This window comes from Candidatus Chloroploca sp. Khr17 (assembly GCF_004138165.1).
Taxonomy (GTDB): Bacteria; Chloroflexota; Chloroflexia; order Chloroflexales; family Chloroflexaceae; genus Chloroploca.
Genome location: NZ_RYFF01000006.1, coordinates 30,530 through 50,406 on the forward strand (window position 1 = coordinate 30,530; position 19,877 = coordinate 50,406).

Annotated in this window: 11 protein-coding genes; 1 reads left to right on the plus strand and 10 read right to left on the minus strand. The window is 60.1% G+C overall.

Features of this window, described 5'->3' with window-relative positions; genetic code table 11:
* Window positions 1-205 precede the first annotated feature (205 nt).
* The gene (locus tag EKD05_RS05390) at window positions 206-3,895 is read left to right on the plus strand and encodes a PKD domain-containing protein (RefSeq protein ID WP_129671419.1); all 3,690 of its coding nucleotides are present in this window, start codon (window positions 206-208) and stop codon (window positions 3,893-3,895) included.
* A gap of 170 nt (window positions 3,896-4,065) precedes the next feature.
* Here the strand turns inward: EKD05_RS05390 and EKD05_RS05395 are convergent, their stop codons facing one another.
* From EKD05_RS05395 to EKD05_RS05440, 10 genes are all read right to left on the minus strand, one after another.
* Window positions 4,066-5,610, minus strand: coding sequence for an aldehyde dehydrogenase family protein (locus tag EKD05_RS05395; RefSeq protein ID WP_129671420.1), 1,545 nt, complete (start codon window positions 5,608-5,610; stop codon window positions 4,066-4,068).
* Window positions 5,611-5,876: 266 nt separating this feature from the next.
* A complete protein-coding gene (locus EKD05_RS05400) occupies window positions 5,877-9,077 on the minus strand; it encodes a hypothetical protein (protein WP_129671421.1) in 3,201 nt (1,066 codons plus the stop codon).
* A gap of 3 nt (window positions 9,078-9,080) precedes the next feature.
* On the minus strand, window positions 9,081-11,072 hold the full coding sequence (locus tag EKD05_RS05405) for a glycosyltransferase family 87 protein (RefSeq protein ID WP_129671422.1): 1,992 nt from the start codon (window positions 11,070-11,072) through the stop codon (window positions 9,081-9,083).
* Window positions 11,073-11,189: 117 nt separating this feature from the next.
* Entirely contained in the window at window positions 11,190-12,971 is a 1,782-nt protein-coding gene (locus EKD05_RS05410) for a peptidoglycan DD-metalloendopeptidase family protein (protein WP_240695648.1), read from the minus strand.
* Between the two features lie 117 nt (window positions 12,972-13,088).
* Window positions 13,089-13,376: a PspC domain-containing protein gene (locus tag EKD05_RS05415; RefSeq protein ID WP_129671423.1), complete on the minus strand. Its 288-nt coding sequence runs from the start codon at window positions 13,374-13,376 to the stop codon at window positions 13,089-13,091.
* 197 nt (window positions 13,377-13,573) lie between these two features.
* Window positions 13,574-14,731 carry a GGDEF domain-containing protein gene (locus EKD05_RS05420; RefSeq protein WP_129671424.1) on the minus strand — a complete coding sequence of 386 codons (1,158 nt, stop codon included), beginning with the start codon at window positions 14,729-14,731 and terminating at the stop codon, window positions 13,574-13,576.
* 12 nt (window positions 14,732-14,743) lie between these two features.
* Entirely contained in the window at window positions 14,744-16,339 is a 1,596-nt protein-coding gene (locus tag EKD05_RS05425; protein ID WP_129671425.1) for an ASKHA domain-containing protein, read from the minus strand.
* Between the two features lie 70 nt (window positions 16,340-16,409).
* Entirely contained in the window at window positions 16,410-17,414 is a 1,005-nt protein-coding gene (locus tag EKD05_RS05430) for a uroporphyrinogen decarboxylase family protein (RefSeq protein ID WP_129671426.1), read from the minus strand.
* The gene (locus tag EKD05_RS05435) at window positions 17,411-18,052 is read right to left on the minus strand and encodes a B12-binding domain-containing protein (protein ID WP_129671427.1); all 642 of its coding nucleotides are present in this window, start codon (window positions 18,050-18,052) and stop codon (window positions 17,411-17,413) included. The genes EKD05_RS05430 and EKD05_RS05435 overlap by 4 nt, the downstream gene beginning before the upstream one ends.
* Before the next feature lie 14 nt (window positions 18,053-18,066).
* A complete protein-coding gene (locus EKD05_RS05440; protein ID WP_129671428.1) occupies window positions 18,067-19,650 on the minus strand; it encodes an SDR family oxidoreductase in 1,584 nt (527 codons plus the stop codon).
* Between the last annotated feature and the right edge of the window lie 227 nt (window positions 19,651-19,877).

Below are 19,877 nucleotides of genomic sequence, written 5' to 3' on the forward strand. Positions count from 1 at the left end.
CAACAGTCTGGCAACAAGGTTTCCTGATGTCGTTCGCCGTCCACGAATGGGGGCCACGAAGCAACGAAGAGCGCATGGAGCAGCCCATATTCGTTTCTTCGTGCGTGTTATTCGTGGTCGGCGGTGCTGCGAGAAAATTTACGTTCCAGACCACTAATGATGGTATAGTATAGGCAATACATAACCTTCGTGAAAGGACTCCGACATGGTTGCACAGAGGCTTCGTCCTCTTGCCCTGCTCGCTGTCTTCGCTCTTCTGCTCACGTTCCTCTTTCCTCTGATTTTTCCCATGGCTGCCCAACCTAACCCCACGAATCTCTTGAGCAACGGTGATTTCGAGCAAGGCACAACTGCTCCGTCTACTACCGATACTCTTTTAAGCAACGGCGATTTCGAGCAAGGCACAACGGCTCCGTGGCAAGGGCTTACCTCAGCACAGTTGACCACGGATTATGCTGCGTCTGGGCAGTCTAGTGTGCGCATTACTGCTCAGGAAGCTTCGCAGGGCTGGATCAATCTGCAAGCTGGCCAGGAATATGTCTTGACGGCCTGGTTTCGCTGGGCTAGATTTGCTGGCAATCAGTGGGGCTATGCGCATCTGACGGTTGAGGATACGGCCTATCGCGAGCTTGGCGCGATCATCAATCCCCAGACGAGCTATGAGCGGGATCGTTGGCATAAGCTGGCGCTTACGTTTACCGCGCCTGCCGGTGGTGTCCGGGTGCGCTTTGGGCTCTATGGCCCGCAGGACGATGTTGAGCTCTATTTTGACGATCTGCAATTGCGTTCCCGCGACGCAAATGTTGCCCCAGCGCTTGATCCGGTCGCAAGCACGCTGTCAGGGACGGCCCCGCTGACGGTTGGGTTTGAAGCGCGTGCCGATGATCTCGATGGTGCGGTACGAACCTATCGCTGGGAGTTTGGGGACGGGACGGAGAGTCGGAGCCCTGAACCGACCCATATCTTTCGTTCCCGCGGTTCTTATCCGGTGAAATTGACCGTCTGGGATAACGATGGGGCGTCGCAGAGTCAGACGCTGACGATCACCGTGACCGATGCAGTCAATCCTGCGATCACGATCAATGCCCCAACGAGTCAGCAAGCCTGGACGACAAGTGCGGCGAGTCTGGCACTCGAAGGGCAGGCGTCCACGCCCTCGGGGACGCTCACGATGATCGCCTGGGATAATCTGCGCACCGGCGCTGCAGGGAGTCTGGCGGTGCCGACAGCGGCGACGATGACCTGGGCGACGCCTTCCATCGCGCTTGCCCCCGGGCGCAATGATCTGCAAGTCAGCGTCGTTGACTCACGTGGCCGCGCGCATAGTGCGCGCCTGGTGGTGCAGCGTCAACTTGAGGCACCGCGCATCTATGATGTGCAGGTGCAAACATCTGCGGTCGCTGTCTACGAGCGCTATGAGGCGCAGTTTCAGGTTGATACCGTTGCTTCCTCGCCGCTCTTCAGTTATACCGACCAGCCGCCACCGGGGGTGCCCCCAGGAAGCGGGGTGACGGTTGAGGGGGTCATTACGACGCCTTCAGGGGCGATGGTGACGCATCCGGCATTCTTCTTCACCAGTGCCATTCGCCAGGGCCAGGGTTCGTCGGCTTCGTATGCACCGGGGACGACGAGTGGCTGGGCGCTGCGGTATGCCCCACTTGAGCCCGGTCGCCACCAGGTCTATCTGCGTGTCCGCGATGCCAGTGGCGAGACGATGGTTGATGTAGGCAGCTTCGAGGCAGGTGCGCCACGGCGTGCTGGCTTTATTGGGGTCAGCAGTGCAGACTCACGCTACTTTCAATTTAGTGATGGCAGTCTCTTCTGGCCCATTGGCCCAGCCTGGGCGGTCAATCTCCAGGGGGGCCGGGGCTTCAATTTTGAACGTCCCTGGCTCAGCGGTCTGGGCATCTACAGTACCAACTGGGCACGCTGGAAATCGACCGCCGAGACGCTTGGCAACGAAGGCTTCTCGTCGCGTCTGACGTTCCTTGAGCACTACCCCGGTCACGAGCTCGCCCAGGAATTGACGTACCCTGAGGGCTATCGACTCTGGATTGGCTGTTTTGGCGATGAGGCGTTTTGTCCTCGTTTCAAGCCAAATACCGATTATGAAGTGAAACTACGAGTTAAGGTGCTTGATCTGGCTGGCCCACGCAACGCTGCTTTTCCGTATGGTCTTGTTTTGAAATTCCATGGCTGGCCTCAGGAATCAGGGTTTGAAGAGGCGCATCGTGACTATGCTTCGCTGATTCCGCCGATCAGCGTGGATCGCGACTGGCATACCGTGGTGGCCCGTTATCGCACCGCGAGCGATGAAGGTGCTGGTCAAGCCCGTGGCGACCTGAGCCTCTATCTCGACAATGTCACGGCTGGGCGCGCATATGTTGACGAGCTTTCGGTGCGCGAGATTTTGCCCGGTGAGACACGTGGCCCCGAGTTGATCCGTAACCCGCGGGCGGATCTGCACACCTACGTCGAACAACGGCCAGCCGCATTTCTTGACGACCAACTGGTGCGTGGCGAAGCTGATGGCATCTACTTCCGCTATGTTGTTCACGACAAAAACGACTGGATCCAGAACCACCTGTCACGTGAGGGCATCTTTGTGGCTTCTGGCGATGGCTATTATCAGCCTGAGGGCACCCGAGCTCGCTGGTTGCTCGAGCAGTGGTGGCGCTATCTCGTGGCGCGCTGGGGCTACACGACCGCTGTGCATTCGTGGGAACTGAATAACGAAGGGCCACCTGATGATGGGAGCGGCTCGCACGCGCAGATGACGCAAGACTTCGCCCGCTTTATGCGTGAGCAGAATGCTCATCCGCATATGGCAAGCACCTCGTTCTGGTGTTGCTGGGAACCGACCTTCTGGGGTGATCGGGTGCGCTTCCCTGATGTAGCGTACGCCGATATTCATGAATACCCGACCCTCGATGTGCGCCTGGCCGATGGCTCGCCTGCTGTCTATGATGTGGCAGGGTTCCAGGCCGAGACCAGCATGACCTACGCTGCCGATAATGTTGGGCGCCCGATCATCCGCGGCGAGGTTGGCCTGAGCGGCGAGCCGGTCTTTGCGCTGCTCTCGCAGGCCAATCCGGGCATCTGGTTCCACAACCTGCTCTGGGCGCAACTCAACCCCGGGGCGGTCTTTGACCCTGGTTACTGGTTCAGTGAGCATTTCAACGTGATTGATGCGCAGGCGCATGCCGAGCCGTTTGCGGCCTTTGTTGCAACCCTTGATGTGCAGCGTGGCGGTTATGTGGATGCCGAGGCGCGTCTCAGCAACAGCCAGTTGCGCGCGTATGGGCAGCGCAACGTCGCCCGTGGCAAGGCGCATCTCTGGGTGCAGAATCGCCTGCACACCTGGCGCAATGTGATGGGGGGCACCGGGGCGGTTGCGATCACGCCACAGTCGGGAACAGTCAGCCTGACCTTGCAACCCAATCGGCGCTACGACGTCGCCTGGTGGGACACCTATGCCGGCACTGTTCTGCGGCGCGAGCTTGTCACCAGCGCGGCCAACGGCGAGATTACGTTGACCATCACCAACCTTGCCTCGGATCTGGCCCTGACGATTGAGCCAGAGACGCCTGATCCAGAGCCGAGCGCGACTGCGACGCCAACGCCGAGCGCCACACCCACGCCAGGCCCCAGCGCCACGCCGAGCGCCACACCCACGCCAGGCCCCAGCGCCACGCCGAGCGCCACACCCACGCCTGGCCCGAGCGCCACGCCGAGCGCCACACCCACGCCAGGCCCCAGCGCGACGCCGAGCGCCACACCCACGCCAGGCCCCAGTGCGACGCCGAATCCGAGCGTGACCCCAGGCCCGAGTGTGACGCCGAACCCGACACCTGAACGGGATCGCATCTATCTCCCTCTCGTACGGGCACGCTAGCCAGCGTGCCCGTACGAGCTCGACCGGATGATCCCGTACGCTGCACCTGAACGTAAGGTCGAAGCACGCCCCCAGGCAAGGAGTTACTTGCCTGGGGGGCGTTTTCTGGGTCGGCAGATTGGCATCGAAGAAAACCCTACCCAACCCTTCAAGCATGCTCAGACAGAACCCTAGCGCGTCTCGGGCAGGAGCGTATAGTCGGGGAAATTGCCAAAGAAGCGTTCACCCTCAGCACCACGGGTAACTGACTGAACCAGATATGTGCCGCCGACGAAGCAGCCTTTCCAGGAGGCCCCCATACCGCCGAAGACTTCCTCGCGGTCGCCACGCGAGCGCATTTGGTTGACGCCGACCTTGAAAGAGCGCAACTCGCCGCTGACCATGCGCGCAATCTCGGGGTCATCGGTAGCGATCGAAGAGACGAGGTTGCCATTCGAGATGTTCATCTCGCTGACCAGTTCCTCGATCCGGTCAACGACGACGATCGTATCCACCGGGCCGAAGGGCTCGTTGTGGTGTAGGCGTGCGTTGCGCGGCACGTTGAGCAGCGCAATTGGCGCGAGATAAGCCGAGATATCCTGTCCAGGGAGGAAGCGCTCTGGGTCGAGCTCGCCCTCGAAGAGGCTGATTGCGCCCAGGCCGACCGCTTCGGAGTACATGACGCGCAACTCCTCGACTTTGCGACTGTTGATCAGCGGGCCAAAATCGAGCGTGGGCAGCGCATCCTCTGGGCTCGCCACCAGCAGCGGGTGGCCGATCTTCAGCGCTTTGACCGCCGGTAGATAGGTGTCGAGGAACTTGGGGAAGAGGCGTCGCTGGACGATGAAGCGGATATAGGCCGTGCAGCGCTGCTTGCCGTAGGCGAAGCCCTTCTTGATCTGGGCGGCTAGGGTCGGCCAGTCAGAGAAGTCCCAGATCCCGTAGCAGTTGACGCCTTCCATCTCGAGCATGTAGCGCTTTTCACGGTCGTAGAGGCTGGCGGCGATATCGCGCCCATTCGATTTGCCGCCGACGAAGGCGAGGCAGGCCACATCAGGATTGCGTACGAGGGCGTCGGAGAGTACTCCGCCCGAACCACTCACCAGTGAGACGGGCAGGCCGACGCGTCGGGCCAGGGCAAAGCCGAGTGTAAGTGAGAAGATGCCCCCATCGGTAGGCGTCTTGGCAATCACAGCGTTGCCGGCGAGGGCCTGAACCAGTACGGAGTGCATAAGCACGGAGTAGGGGTAGTTCCACGAGGCGATATTGGAGATTACGCCAAGTGGTGAGCGCCCGGCCAGCATGGGCTCAATTGCACCCAGGTACCACTCGACGCCAGAGATGCAGCGGTCAATATCGTCGCAGGCAAGGGCGTAGGGCTTGCCGATCTCCCACATCAGCAACCGGGCAATCAGTTCACGGTGAGTGCGCAGCTGATCGAGACATGCGGCGACGCGAACCTTGCGCTCATCAAGATCGATCACAGACCAGCGGGCATGTTCGTGGGCGGCAAAGCGTACGGCGCGCTTGGCCAGATCGAGGTCGATCATTGGTATGCGCCCAAGCTCGTTGCCGTCGACCGGGGTAGCGTAGTGCTTGCCGTGGCCAGGGTGCCCCCAGTCGCCCTCGATCAGGTTGAGCGCGTGTCCATCAGCACCGAAGGCTTCGGGCACGGCAGCCCTGAGCTCACCGAAAAGATCCGGCCAGGCGTGGCCAGGCGCAATCATCTTCGCCATAGCGGTTAAACTCCTGTGTTCGTGAAATTTGCAACAAACCTATTTCAGTATAGCATAAGCCCTGTACGCTACGGCTCTCCACGGCAGCGCAGGGCTGAGGCAAAGTCAGCTCTCCGGGGGGCGCCGTCGCCGTCAACGGCTCGGCTACGCAGGGCAAAGCCGGCCTTCGCCGGCTGGATGAGGCCGCGCAGGCGGCCTTCGCGACCCGTCGCCGAGGGCTTCAGCCCGACGGTGCTCCGGTCAGGTAGACGTTGCCTCAGCCCTGCTCACGGCACGGCTGCCCCTGTGATCCAGATCCGATGCAACCGTACCCCCACGGTGCGCTGATCGCTCTGGCGGGGATCTTCGGCGGCAGGTACCCATCCGGGGCTATTGAGGTGCAACAGCAGGGTGCCACTTGGTGCGGGCGGGAGTTGCGTTGGATCAAGTTGGATTGTCACGGTGCCGGGGCGGTCTTCCACTGTATGACAGCCTAGCTCAACGGGCTCGCCAGTTGTCACCGGCCACGGCGCACCTTCGGGCACGGCGCTCAGGCAGACTTCGGCTGGCCCGAGGTGGGCCGGGCGCGAGCCGGAGCTCAGGTCGAGCGCGAGGGTGCCAGGTGAGCCAGCGTCGCTCCACGGTATGCGCAGTGTGGCTTTGCCATTCGTCCAGACAAACGCGGTGCCGTCACGTTCGCGTTCGGGGCGGTAGAAGCCGACGACCTGGGCGCTGAAGGCGTCGGGGGTGAAGGGCGGCGGTTGGACGCCGAGCACGCCTGGTGCGGCTGGAACGAGCCGGTAGATGTTGAAGGGCAGTTGCAATGACGAGACATTGCGTGGTTTCTGGTCGCTCAGTTGCTCGAATTCGGGGAGATCGAGGCTGAACCCGCCTGCCGGTTCGAGCACAAACCCCGGCAAGACAAAGCTCCCTCCCGAGGCGCTGAGCAACAGATAGACCTCGCGGCCCTGGTCGCGTAGGCGCTGCGCCGCTGCGGCCAGATCTTCCGCATACGCGCCGGGCTGGCTGCTCTTGACGGCAAAGGCGTCGATCCCGTAGATAAAGCGCAATGGCGTCGCAACCATATCAGGGATGTCGCGTGACTCGGCGTGGATCGGGGCACCCCCGCGCATCAGTAGGACGTCGCGCCCCGGCGTGAATTGCGCCGCTGCCGCTTCGAGTTGCGCAATTGCCCCACGATACTCCACATGGGCGAAGATCGGGCGATTTGTCCAGATCAGGAAGAAGAGCAGCAAACTCGCCAGCCCTCCGGCAACGGCGACGCTCACCCTGCGCGTTAGCATGTCTCTTCCCAGACTCGCCAGGGCCACCAGCGCATACGCGATGCTCAGGCTAAACGCCGGGTAGGCAATCGGCACAAAACGGCGCAAAATATAGATGTAATGCTGATCAGATGTGCCATACGTCTGTCGGATAAAAAAGAAGGTGCCAATGAAGGCCACGGTGAGCCAGAGCCACGACGCACCATTGAGGTCGCGTCGCCACCAGAGCGCGTAGCCGATGACGCCCAGCAAGACGCCGAGCGGTGAGAGATACCAGCCCATGCGTACCATGTTGGCAAGCGGGATCGTGTATTTGTCCTTGAGCGGCACCGGCTCAGAGGTGAGCGTTGAGCGGTCAACGAGCCGCTGTTCAAGCCAGTTCATTTCAGCAAACTCGGCATACCAGTAGGCGACCGGTGGGCGGATTGGGGCGCCAACATAGCCCTGCAGCCGGAGCCAGTTGATCGTTTGGTTGCTAAAGGGGCCGGCCCACGGCCCACGTTCCGCTGTCAGGCGCTCGCGGGTGACGGCAGTTGCGTCAAAATTGGGCGTCACGATCCACCACTGAGGATGTGGCTCCATCACCACCCCGGCCAGCGTGCGCGCCTCGTTATGGGTCAGACGGCCAGCGCGGATATCTTCGGCAACCAGTTTGGGGTCGCGCATCAGGGGATCGTTCCAGCCACCATTGGTATTGAAGAGCAGATCGGCGGTGATGATCTGCGGGCGGATCAGATATCCATAGGCACCAAGCAGCAAGACGCCAACCATCACGCCTTGCAAGAGCCGTTCCCGGTGCCTGGTCAGCCAGGCCTCAAGGCGATGCAGTAGCGCTGGAGCGAGGCGCAGCGCAACCAAGAGCGCAGCGCCAGCCAGGGCAAGACCGAGCTCGATCCAGATGCGCCCCGGACGGGCGAGCGCACTGCTGGCAAGAAACGTCTCGCGCACCGGCTCACTCAGGAAGGGCAGGCTGAAGAGGGCGATCAAGGCCGAGTCTTTGAAGCGGTCGTGTCCGGTGTCAAAAAAATAGGCCCGGGCGATCAGGCCGATGTGTAACCCGGCGTGCAGCAACATCAGCCCCAGCCCAACCGCCAGTGCCGTCTGCGCCCGCGTCCAGCGTCGGCTCAGCCAGCAGTAGAGCAGATAGAGGACAACCGGCCCCAGCAGAAAGAAGTCAATGCGGGTCAACGCAACCTGGCCGATCGCGAGGCCGGCGAGCAACCCGTAGAAGACCGGGGTTGGTTCATGATTGGTGCGTAGCCCGGTCACAGAATGTGCTCTGGCCGTCTGCATCGTGGCGAAGAAATAGAGCCCAGCCCAGATCAAGAGTTGCGCACTTGTCTCGGCGGTTGAATAGCGCGCAAACCAGACCTGCACTCCGTTCAGGGCAAGCAACGCCATCGCCAGCAACCCAACCCAGAAGCCTGCCAGGTGGCGTCCGAGCATGCCGACACTCCAGACGGCCAGCAGACCAAGCAACCCTGGGGCAAACATGCCCAGGTACGGCCCACCGATGCTGGCGAGCAGCGCAATCCATGCAGGCAAAAGGTGCAACCCCTGCGGCACCACGCGGCCCTCTTCGAGCTCGCCTTCGTAGATAAAGAAGCCAGCCGCCCGCAGGCGCGAGGCAATGAAGCGTTCGCGGGGCTGGCTGATCATATAGTTGGTAATGGCCTGCCGCGCCGGGCCGGCCACGGTCTCGTCGGGACTGGCCGCATCCTGGCCCCACCCGGCGACAACCGCGTCGTCCTGTACCAGTGCGCCGGTGCGCGCAATTGCCAGCCCCGTGGCCGCATAGACCCCGGCGTCGCGCACGCCGACGACCGTCTCGAAGGGGCGCACGACGGTTGCCAGCGTCACCAGCAACACCGCGCCATAGGCAAGCCCCTCGTACAACTGCCGCCTGCGCTCGTCACGCGAGGCACGTTGCTGTCGCAGCGGTTCGCGGCCCCGTCGCATCTGCACACCCCACAGCACCACAAGCACCCCGACGACCAGGCTCACCCCGAGTTGCAGCCAGAGTGAAAAGATGCCGAACGAGGCGAGCACGAGCGCCAGCCAGCCATGCCAGAGCGCCCCGACCAGAAAACGCTCGAAATGGCGCTTCAACGGATCAGCCGGACTCCCCGCAAGAGAACTAACCGCCCACCCTGGTAGGTAGAGCAGGGGTAGCAACAAAAGACCAGCCAAAAAGATCAGATCCAATCACTATCTCCCATGCGTATGGAACTGTGCCCCCACATCTGAAGATGCAAGCTCGGCCATCGTCTCGACAACAGCCCAGAGCAAGCACAGATAGGCCACGAGCACAATCCATGGTGGCAAGCCAAGCAACACGTCGAGTGGGCGTAGTAACTGGAGCAAGCCCACCGAACCGAGGGCGAGCCAACCCGCCCGCGAGGTGCCGTTCAGGAGGACCAACGCGGTCGGCACCGCGAGGAAAATCAGATGATGATACCAGACAAGCCCGGGCGCAATGGTCATCACCAGTACCCCCAGGGCAAGCAACAAGGTTGGTTCAGCACGGCGACGCATCACGATGAAAACGAGCCAAGCCCCGATCAAGGCGATCGCCACGATCCTGCCAACCCAGCCAAACCCTGGGATGACCCGATCAGCAAAGGCCCCCAGCGCATAGTTGTACGGATTAGCATCGGCCCCACCCAGCAACATGGGCGCAATGGTCGCAAAATCAACCCAGAGGTGCGCCGGAAACCAGATGAGCGCAAGCACGCCCAGGGCAACGGCCCCCACCGCAACGCGCACCAGACGCCCGAGTTCACCGCGCACCAAGGGCACCGCCAGCAGCAACGCAGGTGACAGTTTCAACACAATTGCCAGTGCCAGCCCCAGATCGCCGACCCACGCCCACCGCGGATAGCGATAACCGAGCAGAAAGAGCGTGATGCCCAGCAAGACAACCGCATTGACCTGCCCAACGCTCAGCGTCTCCCAGAGTGAACCAGAGACAACCCAGAGCCCAACAAAGCTTGCCCCGATCGCCGCCGCCCGCTCTGGTTGCCCAAAGCTACGCCAGAGCGCCAGCAACGCAGCCAGGGCTGCCACCAGGCTCAAGGCTCGCCAGAGCAGATCGTAGGTTGGGGGAGGCAAGAGGGCAAAGGGCAGAAAGACCGGTAGCGAGGCTGGCGGATAGATATACGAGACACCGATAACAAACGGTTCGTAGGGATTGCCGCCCGCGAGCGCATCGCGGGTTGCCGCCAGGTAGATGCCCAGGTCTGACGTGAACTCTGGATTGACCATCGTGACGTTCCAGATCACAATTGGCAGCATCACCAGCGCGATAAGTGCGCCAGCAACAAGGGGAAAGATCCGTTGTGCAGTCGCGTCCCCGCTGAACGTCGGCCGCTTGACCTTCTCACCAAAGCGATAGCCTGGCTCGCCAGCGTGCCATGAGCGTGCCGGCTGACGGATCGTGCTCGTGCGAGGCTTGCTCTGCCCAAGCAGGCGCTCGTGGGCAAAAAGCATCCGCCCCAGTTGCCCAGTCAGGCTCACGAGCGCAACGGCCAGCACGGTGACGGTTGCGACTGGGGCGAGGGGCGTGATCAGCCACCCACCACTGGCGTGCCACCAGAGCAGTGCGCCTGTGCCGAGTGTTGCCGCCAGCGCAGCAGGACGCGGCTTGACCAACATCCGCCCAGCGAAAAAAAGGCCCAGCGTTGACGCAAGGGCCGCTAGCCAGATCACCAGCACAGGCGACGTGCCTCCATCCAGACGCACCTCCGCGAACACAAGGCCGAGTTCACGCGGATCGCTAGCCGGTGAAAAAGGCGGTGTGCTCAGCCCCAATGCGATCGGTTCGCGGGGATCAGGACCCAGCAAGAGATGGTACGTGCGCAACGCGGGGCCAACCGTAAATGCGGCAACGGGCGTGGTCGCAAGTTGCACGGGCACAAAGCGCTCGGGGAAACCAGACGAAAGCTGCATCCGTAGATGCACCTGCCCCCCAGGGTTGGGGAGGATCAGGTTCAGCGTACTCTTTGTCCAGCGAAAGCGTTCATCGCGATCGGTAAACTGTTCAACGCTATGCAGACCCATCGTCGCGGGCAAAGCCTCGCTAGGGACATGAAGCGCACGTGGCTCGCGATACACCAAGCCACACCAGAGCATTGTCAAGACAAGGGCAACGGATAGCGCAACACCCGTCGTGCGCCAGGAAGTGAATGATTCGGCTTGCATCGCCCCATTATACCAAATCAGACGCTGGGTCTTCCGGCGCTGCCCATGGGCTCAAAACCCAGGTTGTGGTTGGGAAACGCTCCAAGCACAGCTTGGAGCGTTTCCCAACCACAACTATTACGGTTGCACCGGCACAAACGCCACCGCATCAGCCCACATCCCGCGGCGACTATCGCCCGCCAGGTTGCTTGAACTGACCAGGGCCGTGGCCGGGTCAAATTCGTAGATCCCCAGATCGGCCCACCAGTTGCGTTCAACCTCGGCATCAATGACCGCCACGCTCTCGCCGTCACGGTGGCGGATCAGATAACGGGCCTCACGGGTCTCATCAAGCCCATTCAGCGCATACGGGATGTACGCCATGACATGGTACCGCCCCGCCGCAGGCAGTTCTGGTTCCCAGATTACCACCTCGGCCTGGCGGAGACTCGCCGGTTGCCAGGGCCTGCTGCTGCTTCCAGCGAAATTGGTGGCCAGAAAAGAAGAGCCCCCTTCATTGCCGATTTCATGTGGTTGCCAGGCCTCGGTGCTGAAAAACCCTGGACTCGCATTGTGAACAACGATGACGCCAGGGGGCGGTGCTTCACATGGCGAGGGCATATCGGCCCAAAGCCACACACTCGTCTGGCCTGGAGGACTCGTTGCCCAGGGGCTTGCACCACTTCCGCACCAGCCATAGGGGTCAACATCACGCCCGAGGTACTGCACTTGGAAGTGGAGATGCGCCCCAAGCGCGCAACCAGTATCGCCAGCGATCCCAAGTACCTCGCCCTGCGTGACCTCTTGTCCAGCGGTGACGTTGAGGCTGTCTAGATGCCAGTAGAGGGTTCGATAGCCATTGCCGTGATCAAGAATGACCGCCCGCGCCGCGCTTGCGCAGCCATCATCAGAGTTACCAGCAAAGGTGACCAGGCCATCTGCAGCGGCGAGAATCTTGTCAGGCGGGGCCATCGCATAATCCCATCCGGTATGCCCGTCGTAGGCAAAAGCGCTATCGGTCTCTTCACGCCCCCAGAAGGTGTGAACCGAACCATTGGTGCGCAAAAAGGGAGCGTCGTGATCAAAAAATGAGGTTACGCGGAAATTGCGTTCCATCGGACGGCTCAGGAAGGGCTCGGCCAAAGGCGGCCAGTCGGTCGGCGGCTCACGTGGGTCACCAAAGAGCCGCGTATAACTCGCGATGAATTGATCAATGCGCACGCTAAGCATGTCTGGGGTCGTCGTCGGGGCCAGCATCCGGGCCAACACATACCGATTGAACGCGATCTCGCCAGTGACCTCCTGGCGGCTTCCATCGGCAAAGACCAGGGCAGGCGGTGGATTGTCACCCCGCAACGCATACTCGCGTACAGCGGCCCGTACTTCACGAGCAGCACGGCGCATTTGCCCATACACGCCCTGGTTTTCACCACGGAAGCCCATTGCCGCAGCGAATTGCTCAGGCCCAGCCGATGGGTTGCGCACTAATCCGCTCTGCATATCCATCAGCGCAAGCAGCAGCTGTGGATTGATGCTATAGAGCGTCGTGAGGCTATAGAGCACATCAGTGAAAGAGTGCGAGCGACTGCCGATCTGAAAACGCATGTCACGTACCGGGCTGCCGTACGTTTCCAGCAAGGCCTGGATCTCGGCCCCATTGAAATGATGGGCATAGCTGAGCCGCCGCGGATCAAAGAGCGGATCGCGGGGTTCGGGTGTCGCTGTGGGCAACATGGTTGGTTCGGGTTCACTGGTCGCAACCGGTTGTTCAGGCGGGGTGAAAGTTGGGGTTGCCACAACGGTAGCTGTGGGTGGCATCTCAACCACCGGCGTAGGGGCAGGCGGTGGTGGCGCCGCACAGGCAACCACCAGAATCAGCGTCATCAAGAGCACAGGTATGGCGCGAAATGGCAACTTCATAGTGCCATCAGCATAGCTGAAACACGGCTGTTGGTCAAATGTTCAGGGGGGGCTGGCATCCAATCAGCATTTGTAAAAACGACCAGCGAAGCCTGGTCGTTTTTACAAATGAAATTTCTAACGCTGAAACGCGCTGCGGATCTGGTTGACCAGGTTTTCCACAAAGATCCTCATCTCATCGGCAGCCTCTTGCACCGTCGTCCGGCCTGCCGTCAGGCTATCTTCGTTGGGCACAATCAGCCAGAGCACAAGATAGAGGACGCCGCCGATGCCATTGATAAACGCCAGGACAATGAAGGCCAGCCGGACAAACATCGGGTCGATATTGAAAAAAGCTCCCAGACCGCCAGCAACGCCCGCCACCACACGCTCATTGCGGCTCCGCGTAATGCGTCGAATATCCATTGTGTTCACTCCTTCTGTAACGTCTCGGCAGCCCTGTGGCTCCCGTTGCCGTTGTTTCTGTCTGCCTGTACGACGCCAGATGGATCGGGAATGTTGCGGGGGTACGGGCGCTGGCTGAACTTGGCGAAGCCAGCCTCTATATATCCACACCGTCGGCGTCACGGTATGTGCCTGTGCCGTGGGACTAAAGCCAATGCCTATCGGTGCTTTGCGAGCTGCCAGGAGCGATATTCACCATATCCGGCTTCTTTGGCCTGATACATCGCGCTATCGGCATGCTTCAGCAGGGTTTCGGCATCGGTTCCATCATCAGGGAAAAGAGCGATGCCCAGGCTGCTGGTAATGGTGAGCCTGTGGTTATCCAGGTAGAAATCCTTGTGTAAAGCAGCCTGGATCTTCTCGGCAATAGTGGTTGCATTCTGAACGGTGATGATTTCGGTCAAGATCAGGATAAACTCATCACCGCCGAGACGGGCCGCGGTATCACTTCGACGAATAAGCGTCGAAAGACGTTGGCCTAGTGCTTGCAATAACTGGTCGCCAACGCTGTGACCGAGGGTGTCGTTGATCTGTTTGAAGCGATCAATGTCGAGCAGCATCACGGCCAGTTGCTGCTGTTTGCGCTGGGCATTGGCCATCGCAATCGCAAGGCGGTCATTGAAGAGACGGCGGTTGGGGAGACCCGTCAGCGCATCTTGATAGGCCATCTCTTTGATGATTTGCTCGGCCCGCTTGCGTTCGGCAATCTCTTGTTGCAGGCGCTCATTGATCGCGATCAGTCTGGTTGTGCGTTCTTTGACCAGGTTTTCAAGGTGTTCGCGGTGTTGGCGGATTTCGATCTCTGAAGCGAGCCGGGTTGCAGTCGTGCCAAGAAGAACCGTCATCGCTAGGTAGATGTTGAGCAACTCGCGGGGGAACGGCTCGGCGGTGCGATAGCCCACCAGCAGTACCGCTGTGATCTGGTTTTCCTGATTCACGGGTAAAAATGCGAGCGATAAGGGTTCAGGTGTCGCTACGATCCGTGAGGCGAAAAAGCCACTCTCAAAGACTTCCTGGACTGCCTCCTGCACCTCGGCCCCAATGCTCTGCTCGTGCGCAACGATGCGGTTGAGCAGTGCGATCTGGCTCGTCAGGTTGGCCCTAAAATCTTGATCGGCAAAGATCGAGTGATGGTAAGCGATGCTTCCCTCGTCTTGCACTCGACCGAAGGCGACGACATCGGCACCCCAAAAATTGACGAACACTTTGCCAACCTCACTCCAGATATCTTGCTGGACAGTCAAACTGGCGAGGTACTGCACTGTTCTAAGCGCTGTATTGAGATAGCCTTGCTGGTTGGGCCAGTGCCTAGACATCACATGCCTGCTTCACGATGGCTGAAGGAAGAGGTTTTCGAGAAAGAGCTCGTCAAAATCATCACATTGGCCCAGGTTGATCATCGTTGTCCGGGCGCGCAGAGTCGTCAGGTGTTCGCATGCGACTGGTGAACGGAGCAGATCTTCGCACCCGAGCAAGGCCGTGTTGCCATAGAGTTCAACGCGATCTGGATTGATATTCGGCAGCAAGCCGATGGCCTGGGCATTGCGAACATCAAGAAAATGCCCGAAGGCACCGCCAAGACAGATGCGCCCGAGATCCTGGGCGACCAAGCCTGCCTCGCGCAGCAAGACCTGACATCCTGTGCCAATGGCGGCTTTGGCGCGTTGAAAGAGGTCAACATCATTGCGGGTCAGCACAATGTTGCGTTCGCCGTGGGCAATGAACACCCCTTCGTTGGGAACTTGCGGCGCAAACCGGCCAACGCTAGTTAGGAGGTCGGCGCTGATCAGGTTGGCAATGAGATCAACCAGTCCCGAGCCACAGATGCCACGCGGGGCGGTATCAGCAATCACCGAGGGTTCGATCATCCCATCGCGGAACGCGACGCGATAGATCGCCCCTGGTTCGGCTGGCATTCCACAGCGCAGGCCACTCCCCTCAAAAGCTGGCCCCCCTGCGGCCGAGGTGACCCAGAGGGTTGTGCCGTCCCAAAGCGCCATTTCTGAATTGGTGCCAAAATCAATCAAGAGCGCTGGCTCACTCGTATCGGTCAGGTTCATGGTGAGTACGCCAGCCAGCAGATCAGAACCAACAAACCCGGCCAGCGGTGGAATGATGACGATCTCGGCCTCGGGATGAAGGCCCCACGGGTCGATCCAGATCCGCGGATCTTCGGGCAAGCAATCAATCGCTTGCATCCAATAACGCGGGTGAAGCAACTGGGCATAGTTGCGCCCTGACAAAAGGGCGAGCATCGCGGTATTGCCAACCAGGGTGAGCCGGATAATCTGTTCGAGGTTGAGCCCTTCTCTCAGGCCAAGATCAAAGAGCGCCTCGGCAATGCCGTTCACAGCCAGGTCACGCAGATGACGGGCCTGTTCCGTATCTTCAGTCGCTGCGGCCAGACGGGTAATCACATCTGAGCCGACGGCTATTTGGGGATTCAGCCCATAGCGCCCTGCCAGACATTGATGCCCAATGAGCGTATGGAGCGCAAGGCTGATATGGGTTGTCCCGAGATCAATGGCAACACCATAGGGGCTAAGCATCTTCGGGGTCACCTTGCGGCGGGGAAAGGTAGACAGATAGTCAAAACGTCGGTTCGCCAGAGGCAGATTGCGCCAGGCCGAGGCCGGACTCCGGGCGAGGATGGTCACCTGCAGATCCGAGGTGGGCATGATCTGACAGGCGAGCCGGTAGCCCCTGGCGAGTTCAGCATCGTCCAGATGCAGATACTCACTCGGCATTGGCTCACCGGCGTCACCGGCTTCGATCTGAACGCGACAAAGACCGCAGGCACCGATGCCGCGGCACGCCGTGCGCACCCGGATATCGGTCGTGTCGAGGATCTCGCGCAGCGACACGCCAGGTTCAAAGGGAAGATGTCGTTCACCCTCATCCAGTTTGATCGTTACAACCGGCATCTAGAATGCTTCTCTCTTTGCGGCTTTGCGGCTTTGCGTCAAATCATCAGAAAATGGAATGCACAAACTCCTAACGTACAGCCTGCACCAGCGCGGTAATATTCTCTGGGCGTGCTTCGAGTGGAATCTCACAGCCAGAAGAGAGGATAAAGCCTCCCCGTTGGGCAAAGTGTTGCAACAGGTGCGTCGCTTCGTCAGCGATGAAGGCTGGCGACGCATCAACAAAGGCGAGCGGCTTGAGATTGCCGTCCAGACAGGTCTGTGGCAGAGCCTGCATCGCCCGTGCGGGATCGACGCAAAAATCGAAATTCGCAATTGCAACGCCTGCCTCGGGATAGAACGGTAAAATCGTGGTCGCATTCCCAGCGACATGCAGCCAGTTACAGATGGCCCCGGCCTGCGTGAAGGTGCTAACGATCGTTTTGAGGCGGGGAAGGATGAGTTCGCGGAAGAAGCCAACGGGAATAACCTCGGGGCAGGATGCCGGATCAAAAATGATTGGAAGATGAGCCCCGGCTTCAATTTGGGCCAGCCCAAAGCGGATGATCACCCTGGTGGCAAAGTCAAGTAACTGGATAAACTGCTCGGGCGCATCAATCGCGAGGTAGAGCGCCTCCTGGAGGCTCATCAACTGGCTGACCAGGGTCATCGGCCCAACCACGCAGCCAACCACGAGCACCTCGTCACCCACAGCTTGACGCAAGATCTGGATCGCCTTCAGCAATTCTGGCATCCGTCCGTCGCGCTGTGGATCAGGCAGATGCAGCTGCGCAAGGTCGTCGCGCTTGGCAAACACATAGGTTTGGACGGTTGGATAGGCATTCGTTCGATAGGCCAAGACCGAACCGACCGCCTCGGTCTCCACGCTCGTGTCCATCAAGGCAAAGACGGCGTCGTAATCATAGTAGGCAAGGGCACCGCGTTGACATGCGGCGAGCACCGCGCCATCTTGCACATAGGTCTTCAAGTCAACCCCAGCCAGGATCGCCGCATGACCAAAGACCTGGGCGATGACGGGCACCCGATCATGGGGTTGGAAATGAAGGGCAGCGTGAATGCGTTCAAGACTATTCATAACGCGCCTCCTGAGAGGGTTTCGACATAATGGAGGCAATCAAAGGCCGTTTCGCCGATAAAATCAACCTGCAAACTGGCAGCGGTCGCCTGCTTGAGCGCCGCCCCGCCAGCCATCACTTTGATTTGGGTGAGGCCAAGGGCATGCATTTTCGTTCGCACTTGGCGTACCTGTGGGATCACCGTGGTGATCAGCCCGCTGATACCGACAGCGAGCGGCGCTTCCTGGCGTGCCGTCGCGATCAAACGCTCAACGGGGCAATCTTTGCCACAATCCACCACGCGATAGCCTTTCGCGGTCAAGATCATTTTGAGGATATTCTTGCCCAGATCGTGGACATCGCCCTCCAGGCTGGCCAGAATGATCGTCCCTTGCGACGGCAACATCGCGGCATCGCTCGGATAGAGCACTTTCATCACGCTCATCACAGCCCGGCCCGCCAGCATAATCTCGAGCAGATTGAACTGCTCGACGGTACACCGAGCATCCAACTGGGTCATAGCGACTTCAATGCCCGCATTGATGATCGCTTCACGGGCAAGACCTGCCGCCTGAAGCTGGTGGGTCTGTGCGACAGCCGTCGCCTGATCGCCATCAACGAGCGCCTGGACGAGCGGTTGCATCAACGCACTGTACATAGTTGATTGTCTCCTCATTCCTGGTTTGAAAGCATTCCTGTCACTGGTAGCTTCTTGAGGATAGCCTGTTGCATCAATGTTTCGGTAAGCGAAGGAAAAAACCGGCCGCTGGTGGCAAGCAACCGATTGGCGCTACCTGGAATAAGGCTCGTTGCGCGCCGTTGCACCGCTGCAACAATAAGATTCGCCAGATGCGCAGGTGGCATCCGCCGTCGTTCGCGGCGATTATCCGGGCTGTAACGTCGGGCATGAGCAGTGCGCGTGGGGCCAGGATAGACGGTCAATACATTGAGACCCTGTGGAGAGAGGGCAACCCGAAGACTACGGGCATACGCGGAGAGGCCATCTTTGCTGGCGGCATAGACTGCCGCCCCTGGATAGCCCGTATAGACAGAAAGCGAGGCGATCATCACCAGCGTTGCGCCCGGGGCAAGCAGGTTATGCCTGAGCAAGCCTGCCGTCAGATGCATCGGGGCGTGCAGATTGAGCTCAAGCACGGTTTGTTGACGGGTAAGATCGCTTTGGGCAAACCGTCCGACCAGGCTGATTCCGGCACTATGCACAAAGACATCGGCTGCTGGCAAATCAGCTAGTTGCTGCAGCGCCCGGTCGCGATCAGCGGCTTGGATCAGATCTGCTTCGATGACCGTAACGGCTGCCCCCTGCGCACGCATAACGCGGGCTGTTTCATCTGCCCGTGCCCGATCACGGTCGATGAGCGTCACGGTCCATCCCTCAGTGGCATAACGCTCGGCAATTGCTCGTCCAATGCCATCGGCTCCGCCTGTCACGACACAGTGACAGACACCTTGAGGTGGGGCAACAACTGGTGGCTGAGCGGGCGTAGAAGCTTGGCGGATCGTGCGGGTACGGATAACCCGTTCAACAGACTTCCCCAGATAGATCCCGGCAAAACGAATGAGGCGATTACCTGCGCCAAGCGTTGCAACGGCGGTGCCACGTTCGCTGGCGCGCACAAGCTGACGAGCCACCCGTTCGGGCGGCGGGAAGCGTTGCCACCCGATCTGATCGAGTGGCGCACCAACTTTGCGATGCATAGCGGTACGGGTCGCCCCAGGATGGATCACCTGAACCATCACGTGACCAGCTAATTCCACCCGCAAACTCCGGGCAAATCCCTCGAGCGCAGCTTTGGTTGCCCCATAAACGGCATACGCTGGCACAGGTAAGCCAGCCGCAACCGAGCCAATGAAAACGATACGCCCCTGGGCCGCGCTCAAGAGCGGGAGCAGCGCGTGGGTAAGGGCGATAGGCGCATACAAATTCGTCTGCAACAACGCATCAAGTTCAGCTGGGGTTTGTACCATAAGAGGCCCATACGAACCTACACCGGCACAATGAATAAGTTGATCGAGTGTATGCACGTGACGCTGACGGAGCAATGCCGCCACAAGCGTGGCGGCAAAGGGTTGCGTGAGATCAACGCGGCAATAGTCAGAGCGCAATACGGCTGGGATCGCCGAAGCGGGCCGGCGCCCAACCGCGATGACGCGCACACCTCGCGCCAGATAGATCTGGGCGAGCGCCAGGCCGATGCCATCGGTAGCGCCAGTGATCAACACCTGTTGTCGAGCCATGCTGTTGCTCCAATGATGTGTCTTCAGCACATCTCGGTATGCTTAGAGCATAGCATGCGATCTGGCTCTCGACAAGATGCGCGTAGGTACGTTTTTACAGATGCGCGCCTTTAGGCGCTTCAGCGGCTTTCGCCCCTTGACGAACGGACGTGCTACGCCTATAATAGGCATGGGTGTTCGCACCTGAACAAGTGAGCCTTGCCAGTTCGAGCGGGCAATCCTCCGCT